The following is a 7,213-nucleotide window of genomic DNA, read 5'->3' as shown; positions in this document are numbered from 1 at the left end:
CTTACAAGGCGAGGGCCACAGGTTCAAGTCCTGTTCCGCCTACCAGTCGCCCACGAATCGGGGTGGTAGTTAAGCTGGTTATAACGCCGGCCTGTCACGCCGGAGGCCGCGGGTTCAAGTCCCGTCCACCCCGCCAGATTGGGAAAGCCCCCCGGAGCCGAACTCCGGGGGGCTTTTTCCCTTTAACCGTGGAAAAACCCATCCGCCCTTTTCATCACTCCGTCCAGCGCTTCCTTCAGCTCTCTGCGCTTGGACTCGAGTTCGTCCCGTTGGATCCCATGGACGTAGATCGGATTCCCGTAAACGATCACCCCGCGGGAAAACACCTTCGGAAGCAAATATTTGTCCCATGCCTTTTCCATGATCCAGAACCGTTTGGCGCTCGTCGACACCGGAACGATCGGCTTCCCCAGTTTGCCCGCGAGATAGACGACACCCTCCTTGACTTCATGGAGAGGACCTCGCGGTCCATCAACGGCAAGGCCGATATCCTTCCCCTTCCTCAGGCTGTCGACCAAACCGAGGAGTGCCCGTTCCCCCTTGCGCTTGCTCGAACCGCGCACGACGCCGAACCCGAAACGTTCGAGAATCCCGGCCTGGATCTCGCCGTCGCGGCTTTCACTCGACGGGATGACCACCCCGGAACCACGGTGGGAAAGGAAGAGCAGGAACTGCCTCCCGTGCCAGAAAGCGAAAATGAAATTTTTCCCCTCCGCCCTCAGGCGTTCCGGTATTTCCCTGCCGACCCGCTCCGTCCGGATCGCCCTGCTCCAAATTGAAATCAGCACCCAACCGACGAACGACAATGCTCGTGCCCGGATCGTTCTCACAGGGCGGGGGTCAGTTCCCGGGACTCACGAACTGCCGGCGCATATTCACGACGCGCACGAGATACTGGCGCGTTTCCTCGTAAGGGAGGTTGAGTCGCAACTGCTCGTACACGCCCGGCGGTTCGAGGCTGTTGATGGCGTTGGTTGCCGCCACCTGGTCCTTGGAGAAGGCGCGCAGGACATTTCTCGGGCCGGTGTTGTAGGCCGAGATCACGCAATACTCGCGCGAGACGGAATTGGCGACAAGATCGAGCTGACGGTAGAACAGCACGTTGAGATAGGCCGTGCCCAGCTCGATGTTGTTCTCCGCTTCGAACAGGTAATCACGAGTCGGCATTTCATCCTTTCCCTTGGCGCGCCGATAGGCCTCTCGTCCTCCGCTGGAGGGCACGAGCTGCATGAGCCCGTAAGCCGGGGCGGAGCTCACGGCGAAAGGATTGAAATTGCTCTCGGTGCGGATGATGGCGAAGACGAGGCTCGGGCTGATCTTGTATTGACTCGCGTACTTGTTCACCATCGGGCGGTACTTCTCCGCTTTTTTGTTCTCGAAATTGAGCACCATCGGGAACTTGACGTAGAGGGCGCTTTTCGTGCCGTCCTGAAATTCCACCTCGCGCGTGCCGGAGCGCTTCTCGATCAGGTGCTCGGCGAAGGCCTCGGCTTGCGCGGGCGTGGCAACCGGCTGGTTGCGCTGATCGACCACAAGGCCGAGAAGATAGGGTTGCTTGTCGCTCGTGAGCGGAATGGACTTGTCGGTGAACAGATCGACCGTACGCGGGTCATCGGGGGTGAGGAGCGTGGTGGTAACGGCATTCTTCAGGCTCGCCTTCGGGTCCCTGTCGTCCAGGGTCTCCACCGTGATCTCGCCCGTATCGAACTCGACGATTGCGCGGCTCTTGTAGTTTTGGGTGTATTTAACGTATTGCGTCCGCGTGGGCAGTTTCACTTCCTTGCGCCCCCAGTTCTTGTCCACGTTGCCGCTCAGAAGCGACATGAGTTTTTCGTAATCATGCTTTAGGGTGCGGAGGTCGGCGATCAACGCCTGGGGGTTGCGCTCGTACATCTCGGCGCGGCTCTTCAGGGCTTGCCTCAAAGCCTCGTTGGGGGTACTGCTCCCGGCGACGCTCGTGATCGACTTCATCGTGGGGGTGTTTACCGCCGACAGCGTGCGGTCAGCGGTATTCAGGGTTTTGTCGAGGGATCCGCATCCTGCCAGGAGGCCGAGGGAGGCAAGCGCCAAGGCGGCGAGCGACGGAATAGGATAGGATCCATTTCCATTTTTTTTAAAGGACATTCTTCCCCCCAAGCCGAATCCTACGGTTTATTTTTCCTCGATCGCGATGAGGAGCTTCTCCCTTTCCGTCATCGCGGATTTCGCCTTGTCCGGCGCCCCGGTCTTCTCGTAGAGCCGGGCCATTTCAAGAAGCGCCTCGGCGGCTTCCCGCCGGTCGCCGCCGTTGATGCTCACGTCGTAGGCTCTTGTGTAGAAGGCAAGCGCACCCCCCGTATCCTCCCCCGCCGCGGCAACGGCCCCGAGGGCCCGGAGATCGTCTGCGATCTTCCTGCTTTTGGCGAGGTCCTTGTCGATCGACAAGGCAGCGGCGTAGAGGTCCCGGGCATTCGTCCTGTCCCTGCGTGCCGCAGCGATGTCGCCCAGAAGCCTCAGAGAGTTCGCCTCCTCCCCCCGTACGCCCGATTTCCGGTTCGCCGCCAGGGCGGCCTCGGCCCTTCCCAGCGCCTCGTCGCCCTTCCCTTCGAGAAACAAGACCCGTGCGAGGAGATTGAGCATCCGGCCCGCGGCGTCTCCCTTCTCCGCATCTACGGCCCTGAACGCCCATTCCTTCGCGGTCGGGAGGTTGCCGGAGGCGAGGCCGATCTTCGCCTTCTCGAAGGCCGTTTCCGGGAAGAGGGGGCTGTCCGGGGGGAGGATAAGGGTTGCCGCGTCGATCTTCTCTTTTGCGAGGGGAAGGTCCCCTTTGAACCGGTGGATCCGGGCCAGGTTGACGAGGGCCGTAGCAGTGCCGGTGCCGTCCTCGATGGAGCGGTTGAGCTTGAGCGCCTCTCCGAACGCCACGATGGCCTCGTCGCGGTCGCCACGCGCCTCCGCTGCGAGCCCGTGCCGGTTCCAGGCAGCCGCCCTTTCCCTTACGGGCGGCACGGGCGGAGGAAGCGAGCCGGAACACCCCGCACCGGCCAGCCACAGGAGCACGCACGCAAGCAGGAACCGAGCGGCGGGAAGTCGGGGACGGCGTTCCCGGCTACTCATGGCTGTCGCCCGGCACGATCCCCCGCTCGTTTGCCGGCGGGATGTGTTTCCTGAACGGCCACATCCTCTTCATCCCCTTGACGACGTCGTCCGTGTCCTCCACGAGCTCCTCCGCACCGCCGAGGAGATGCGGGACTCTGGGCGCCGCCTTCTCCGCGGCCTTCCGGACTTCGAGCGAGATCCGCTCCGTGTTGGACAGCGTTCCCTCCATCCGGTCGAGCAGGAACGGGAGCCTCCGCCCCACGTTGTCGAGCGCGGTGGCCAGGTTGTCCATCACGGGGCCGACCCGCCCCAGGCCGTCCGTCGTCGTCAGGAGGAGGGCGTCGGCATGCCGACGGGTCTCCTCCAGGCTCGCGGAGAGCTGGCGGATGTTTGCGAGCGTCTGCTTGATGTCGCCCTTCGGGTCGTTGATGTAGGCAACCGTCCCCCGGACCTCGAGGAGGACGGACTTCACCGAGTCGGAGAACTCGCGTGCCAGCTCGTTCAATCCCTTCTCCTCCGTGAAGGGGATGAAGTCGTCGTCCGGAAGCATGGGACTGCCGGGGGAGCCCACGGAGATGTTGAGGACGCTGTCACCGACGAACCCCTCCTTGAGGAGGGTGGCGATCGAGTCGGCCCGGATCCACTTCCGGTACTTCCGGTCGATCTGCATCCGGACGACCACTTTCGCCTGCTCGTCGAGGGAGATCTTCTTGATCCGGCCGATCCGGAACCCCGAGAGCTTGACGGGCATCCCCTGCGTGAAGCCGCTCCCCGACTCCGTCCGGAACCGGAGGTGGTACTTCTCCGCGAACAGGTCCTTCTCCATCCCGATGACCACGACCATCGAGACGACCGCCGCGAGCGCCGCGATGAGGAATGCCCCGACGACCGTCTCCAGGTGCCTGAATTTCGGATCCTGTTCCCTCTTCATTCGAAGCGCCCCTTCGTTAAGTGGACGACTTTAAGCGGCCCGGCACCCGCGATCGTCGTTGGGTTGGATGTGAGGAAGATCGTGGTCCTCCCCGGCATCTCCCCGTGAAACGCGAGGGCCATCCGCAGGAAGACGTCCCTCTCCTCCTCTTGGAGGCCGTCTGCGAGCCGGTCGTAGAAGACCACTTCAGGCTCCATCGCGACCACCCGGGCGAACCCCGTCATCCGGCGCTTGAACGTGGAGAGGCCGCCGGGGAGTGCGAAGAGGTCCTCCCCGCATCCGAGCCGCTCGAGGGTAGCGACTGCCCGCCTCTCGATATCCCGGCTGCGCATGGCGGTATGATACAGGAGCGGGAGGGTGACGTTCTCGAGGACCTTGAGGTTCGAGATGAGCCCTCCGTCTGGGTAGACGATTCCTATCCGGCGCCGGATCTCGTCGAGCCCGTCCCGGGACAGGGCGCCCAGGTCTTGCTCCAGGACGAGGATCCTCCCCTCCCGGAGCCGGGACAGACCCACGAGGACCTTCACGAGGAGGGCGTCCTCGTCCTCCCCCGCGGTGACGACCGCCGAGATCGTTCCTTTTTCGAACGCATGGTTCGCGCCGTCGAGGACCGGCTCCAGGAAGGCATCGGTGAACCGGACAGCCGCGCCCACGGTCACGAGAGGGTCGCCGCCATTATGACGGCGTCGAGGAGGAAGACGAGGAGCAGGCTCTGCATGACGCCCTTCGTCGCCGCCTGGGGAACCTGGGTGAGGCTCCTGCTCACGGAGAGGCCCTGGCGGCAGCACACGGCCGACACGAAGAGGCCAAAGAAGAAGCTCTTGAGGAACGAGACGCCGATCTCGCGGAGCGTAAGGAAGGGGACGATCCCCTGGTTGTACTGTTCGAGCGAGATCCCCCATGCGAGGGAGGCGATAAGGAATCCTCCCATGACGGAGACGACCTCGGCGTACAGCGTGAGGATCATGATGGCCGTTGTCACCCCGAAGATCCGCGGCAGGATGAGGTACCGGGCAGCGGGGATGCCCAGCGATTCCAGGACATCGATCTCCCCGTTGATCTTCATCGTCGCGAGCTCGGTGGCGATGGCGGTGCCGCTCCTTGCGATGACGATCACGGCCGTGAGGAGCGGCCCGAGTTCCCGCACCACGATCCACACGAGGACCTTCCCGGTGAGCGGAGCGCTTCCAACCCCCGCGAGGCTGATGATCTGGGTGATGATGACCATCCCGATCAGGAGGAAGAGGGTGACGACGACGGTCAGGGCCTCGACGCCCGTGAAATAGACCTGTTTCAGGTAAACCCGGAACACCGGCCGGAAGCCGTGGCGGACAACGCCCAAGGACTCGTAGAACGAACGGAAAATGAGAACGGAGAGGTCTCCCAGAAAGAAGAGACCCCGTGTCGCCTGGCGCCCCGCCGCAGCCAGCATCCGCCCTCCGAGTGGAGGGCCAGCGTATAAAAAATGGTTTTCCATGTCAAATGATTCCGGAATGAGTTGCGGTTGAACTTCCGGTGGAGGAGTGCTACATTTTCCTGCAACATAGCGGGCGATGGAGTTCGCCGAAACCGCCTGTCCGCAAGACGGCTGATAACTCCTGCGAAGAAGAGGTCGCAGGAGTTTTTTTAGAACGGCGGTCAAATCGAGCCCGCTTTTAGAAGGTCGTCCCCATGGTTTCTCGCGAGGCCTGTATCGAACGCATCGAAGCGATCTGCAAGTCGTTCCGCATCGATTCCCTGATGCCGCAGATCCGGGCCGGGGAGGAGGTTCTGCGGGAGCACGGCGTGGTGGACGTCGCCGTCCTCGGTCAGTTCAAGGCCGGCAAGAGCTCCTTCCTGAACGCCCTCATCGGGAGGGACGTGCTGCCCGTCAATGTCCTTCCCGCAACCGCCGTGATCACGCGGATCGGGCATGGCCCGGCGGAGCGGACCCTCGTCCGGTACCTGGCGGGACGCCACGAGGAGATCCCGCTGGAAGATCTGCCCGAATTCGTGACGGAGCAGCGGAACCCCGGAAACGAGAAGGAAGTGTCGATCGTGGACGTGGAATTGCCGGCCCTGGAGGAATTCCGTGGGATGCGTTTCGTGGACACGCCGGGACTGGGGAGCGTGTTCGCCCACAACACGAAGGTCTCCATGGAATGGCTCCCCCGGGTCGGGGGGGCGCTCGTCGCCGTGAGCGTCGGCCGTCCCCTCTCCGAGCAGGACCTGAACCTGCTCCTGGAGGTGTTCCGGCACACCCCCGAGACGGCGATCCTGCTCACGAAGGCCGACCTCGTTTCCGGAAGCCAGCTCGATTCGGTCGTGGAATTCACGAGGCAGCAGATCGTCCGCCATACGGGGAAGGATGTGGCGATCCTTCCGTTCTCCATTCGTCCCGGATTCGAGCCCTTGCGGGGTGCCGTCCGGGATCACATTTTCCGCCGAATCGTCCATCGGCGCGAGGAGACGTTCGAGGAGATCGTCAATCACAAGATCCGATTCCTGATCGGCGGATGCCGGCAGTACCTGGCATTGGCGAACCATGCCGCCGAAGCCTCGGGGAAGGCTCGGGAGGAGCTACGGGAGGTTCTGACGCGCGAAGACCGGGATCTCGGCGCCGTTAAGAGCGAAATCGGGCTGCAGGTTCGCGACCTGGGATCGAGCGTTCGGACGACGGCCGGAGAACGGTTCCATTCCTACCACCGGGAGGTCCTGGACCGGATGGATCGCCGGCTCCGGGAGGTCGAGAAGGGGTGGACGGGGAACCTGGCGAAGGTCACCCGGACATTCCGGGAATGGCTGCTCGAAGCCCTCGAAGAAGAACTTGCCGAGGTCTCGTTTTACGGGGAAACCCACCTGGCGGGATTTCTCGTAGCGGCCCAGTCGAGCTTCCAGCGGTCGGTCCGGGCTTTCCAGGACCGGCTTGCGAAGGAGCTCGAACGCGCCCTCGGGATCTCTTTCACCGGGGCGCAGTTCCACGCGGAGATCGAAGAGCCGGCGCGCCCCGACGTCCGGGTGGGGCAGACCTTCGACACTCAGATCGATCTGCTCTGGTTCCTCATCCCGATGACCATCTTCCGCTCCCTCGCGTTCCGCCACTTCCGGAAACAGATCGTCTGGGAGGTGGAAAAGAACCTTTCCCGCCTGGCCTCCCAATGGGCCGATGCCGTGAACCGGTCGATCGGCGGCCTGGCGCGCCAATCCCTGGAGTTCATGCAGGAC

7 protein-coding genes and 1 tRNA gene are annotated in these 7,213 nt (G+C 63.2%); 2 read left to right on the top strand and 6 right to left on the bottom strand.

What is annotated here, in order from left to right:
• The first annotated feature begins 59 nt into the window (after positions 1-59).
• Positions 60-136 (top strand) — tRNA-Asp (locus tag A2Z13_05570).
• A gap of 46 nt (positions 137-182) precedes the next feature.
• Here the strand turns inward: A2Z13_05570 and A2Z13_05565 are convergent.
• From A2Z13_05565 to A2Z13_05540, 6 genes are all read right to left on the bottom strand, one after another.
• Complete coding sequence (locus A2Z13_05565) at positions 183-821, bottom strand: hypothetical protein (GenBank protein OGP79493.1); 639 nt, start codon at positions 819-821, stop codon at positions 183-185.
• Positions 822-840: 19 nt separating this feature from the next.
• On the bottom strand, positions 841-1,971 hold the full coding sequence (locus A2Z13_05560) for a hypothetical protein (GenBank protein OGP79492.1): 1,131 nt from the start codon (positions 1,969-1,971) through the stop codon (positions 841-843).
• A gap of 180 nt (positions 1,972-2,151) precedes the next feature.
• The gene (locus tag A2Z13_05555) at positions 2,152-3,096 is read right to left on the bottom strand and encodes a hypothetical protein (GenBank protein OGP79491.1); all 945 of its coding nucleotides are present in this window, start codon (positions 3,094-3,096) and stop codon (positions 2,152-2,154) included.
• Positions 3,089-4,009: a hypothetical protein gene (locus A2Z13_05550; GenBank protein OGP79490.1), complete on the bottom strand. Its 921-nt coding sequence runs from the start codon at positions 4,007-4,009 to the stop codon at positions 3,089-3,091. The genes A2Z13_05555 and A2Z13_05550 overlap by 8 nt, the downstream gene beginning before the upstream one ends.
• Positions 4,006-4,668, bottom strand: a complete 663-nt coding sequence (locus A2Z13_05545; protein OGP79489.1) for a hypothetical protein — start codon at positions 4,666-4,668, stop codon at positions 4,006-4,008. Before A2Z13_05545 ends, A2Z13_05550 begins: the two co-directional genes overlap by 4 nt.
• The gene (locus tag A2Z13_05540) at positions 4,665-5,441 is read right to left on the bottom strand and encodes a hypothetical protein (GenBank protein OGP79488.1); all 777 of its coding nucleotides are present in this window, start codon (positions 5,439-5,441) and stop codon (positions 4,665-4,667) included. Before A2Z13_05540 ends, A2Z13_05545 begins: the two co-directional genes overlap by 4 nt.
• 239 nt (positions 5,442-5,680) lie before the next feature.
• On the opposite strand from A2Z13_05540, the gene A2Z13_05535 reads away from it, so the two are divergent.
• Positions 5,681-7,213 (top strand): hypothetical protein (locus tag A2Z13_05535; GenBank protein OGP79487.1); only part of this gene is annotated, 1,533 nt, incomplete at its 3' end.

It is taken from the genome of Deltaproteobacteria bacterium RBG_16_64_85, from assembly GCA_001798885.1.
In the GTDB taxonomy this organism is placed as follows: Bacteria; Desulfobacterota; Deferrimicrobia; order Deferrimicrobiales; family Deferrimicrobiaceae; genus FEB-35.
The sequence above is the reverse complement of the archived record's forward strand: the minus strand, read 5'-3'. Positions and strand labels throughout refer to the sequence as shown.